2 protein-coding genes are annotated in these 2630 nt (G+C 40.4%); both read right to left on the reverse strand.

Annotation, left to right across the window (positions count from 1 at the left end; genetic code table 11):
- Positions 1-28: 28 nt before the first annotated feature.
- Positions 29-1288 carry an ATP-binding protein gene (locus tag RDV52_RS11150; RefSeq protein WP_004367879.1) on the reverse strand — a complete coding sequence of 420 codons (1260 nt, stop codon included), beginning with the start codon at positions 1286-1288 and terminating at the stop codon, positions 29-31.
- A 131-nt stretch (positions 1289-1419) separates the two neighbouring features.
- Positions 1420-2475, reverse strand: coding sequence for an Eco57I restriction-modification methylase domain-containing protein (locus RDV52_RS11155; RefSeq protein WP_309149739.1), 1056 nt, complete (start codon positions 2473-2475; stop codon positions 1420-1422).
- Positions 2476-2630 lie beyond the last annotated feature (155 nt).

The raw sequence follows: 2630 nt of genomic DNA on the forward strand, positions 1-2630 counted from the left end.
TAACAATATCGAAGCCCTCTTTTGAGGGTCACAGATTCTGTCCACTTCTATTCAGCAGAAAATCAAAAATGTTCAGGATGAGTATGCCGTCATCGTTGCGGAAAGTGGGTTGCATGCCTCCTACAATAACAACTTTCTGAAAACTATCTTTAATCTGTTTGAGAGATCGTAGTTCTTGTTCTGTTTTTTCTTCAGATGGCAAAGCGTAAGCCGACTGGATGTAAATTCTGTCCTGTCCTCTGTTGCATACGAAGTCCACTTCTAACTGCTTGCGTTCACTTATTCCATTTTCGTTTTTCGTATTTTGCGTAACCTGCCCTACATCCACAGAATAGCCACGCATCCGTAACTCATTGTATATAAGATTCTCTATCAAGTGTGTGTGTTCTGTCTGACGGAAATTCAATCGGACATTGCGTAATCCTAAGTCTTCAAAATAGTATTTTGCTGGAGTATCAATATATTTACGACCCTTAATATCGTAGCGAACAGCACGCTCCATCAGGAAAGCGTCCTGCATATAGTCCAGATAAGTCTTGACGGTGTCTCTGGTGATGGTGCTCCGCTTTTCGGAACGGAAGGTGTTCGCTATTTTCTGTGGGTTGGTAAGGCTTCCGATGCTGCTTGCCATGACATCAATGAGTTCTTCCAGATCATCATCGTTTCGTATGCCGTACCTTTCTTTGATGTCGATAAGGTAGGTATTGGAGAAAAGCTGTTGCAGATAGCCCTTCTTCTGTTGTTCTGTGGCCATCGTTACCGTTTGGGGCAATCCTCCCAAAAGCATATATTCATTAAGGTGTGTTTCCAAGAAAGGCGCATCTGGCTTCACCGACATATATTCGCTGAAGCTCAATGGGTGGATACGTAACTCATCGCCCCTACCACGGAAAGTCGTCACAACATCTTTTGACAGGAAGCGTGCATTACTGCCTGTGACATACACATCTAATTGTGGATTCTTCAGCAGCGTGTTCAGCGCCTCCTCAAAACGGTCAAGCAATTGTATCTCGTCTATGAGTATAAAGTATTCCCTCGTATCTGTTACCCTTTGGCTAATGTAATCTAACAAGGGTAAAGGCTTTCGATAACGTTCATTATAAATGTTCTCCAAATCCAACTTAATGATTTGGGTATCATCTATCCCTTGTTCTTTAAGATACTGGCAGAAAAGTGTAAAGAGCAGATACGATTTGCCACTCCGACGCAATCCAGTAATGATTTTTATCATTCCATTGTGGCGTCGGTCAATTAACCTTTGCAGATATATGGGTCGTTCTATATTCATTCCTATTAGTTATTTATGCGTAAAAACGCAGTCTTTGCGACTACAAAGATATGGATATTTTCTCACAACATCAAGATTCTATTCGTTTTTTTTGCGTAAATACGCGTTAATCAGGAAATAGGAAAAATGCATTATATGTATAGTATGGAAACTATCTGATTGACTTTCTGTTGCTCCGTTTCACAGTCTTGCCCATCATGTATCTTTTCCATAATGATTCTGACGAGCTGAGCTATCTCCTCTTGCTGCTTGGAAGTCGCAATAGGGATAGGAAGATTGCGTATATGCTCGGGGTAGATGTGATAATCGCTGCCTCGTTGGTCAGCCAACAACTGACCAGCCATTGAGGAATTGAGGACACCTAACAAATAAAGCAAGTCTACTTCGCTTGACAACGCTTCCATCTCAGTACGAGTGTGCTTGCAGAATTTCTTAATGCTTGAGGATATGCTCTTGTTGTTAACTCCCTTCAAATCCTTCCATAGAACAGCAGAAAACATAGAGTCGCTATGCAAGAAATGCGTGTCCATATCAAGATGTACTTTAAGAAAACCTAAACGATTTATTAATAGTTTTGGACGATTATACAATTCACGAAAGGTAGGGCGCCGCAACTTATCAGGGCATCGTTCTGTATTCCATTCAAGATAACGAACACGTTTTACCCGATACTTGTCTATGTCTTTAGCCTCAATGTATTTGCGACTATGAATTTCGTCGTAAGTTTCACTTATAAGGTCATCTTTCCTAAATTCTCCTTTTGCTTTCTTTTCATCTGCATTAACAACCATTCCTACACTGATATAGCAGAAGTCACCCAACACATTCATGTTGGCAAAACGATTTCCAGACCTTCTTTCTTCTGTTAAGTTCCAGACATATTTCTTTTCGTCCTGTTTTAACGTTTCTGGAGACTTATGCAATACTTTATGGAATGTCTTGTCCGCATATATTTGAGTTATGCGAAGATCACCTTTTGGTGATGAGTTCTGAATGAATGGTATACAGTTGCTCACAGTTGCATTCTCAAAAATCTTTGTACCGTTCAAATCTGCAATTTCCAATAGGCGATATTCTTCTATAATCATCTTACGGAGTTTCTTGCCATATTTCTGATTTGTCAAAGGATATGGAACAATCATAGAGAATACTCCATTGGGGCAGAGGAGTTGCAATCCAAGTTCCATAAAGGGAATATATAAATCCCATTTCTCATTGAGTGATTTGTATTTCTTGCACTCGATAATACGTTGGCGTTGCTCATTTAGTTCTGGGGATGCAATTTGCGTTGGCGCACTAATGTATGGAGGGTTGCCAATAGTAATGTCGAAACCACCCTCTT

The sequence above is a fragment of the Prevotella nigrescens genome (assembly GCF_031191185.1).
Lineage (GTDB): Bacteria > Bacteroidota > Bacteroidia > Bacteroidales > Bacteroidaceae > Prevotella > Prevotella nigrescens.

Bases quoted from the DNA above. Each gene is read 5' to 3' on its own strand.
- RDV52_RS11155 (WP_309149739.1), bottom strand. From the start codon at position 2,475: ATGGAACTTGGATTGCAACTCCTCTGCCCCAATGGAGTATTCTCTATG.
- RDV52_RS11150 (WP_004367879.1), bottom strand. From the start codon at position 1,288: ATGAATATAGAACGACCCATATATCTGCAAAGGTTAATTGACCGACGC.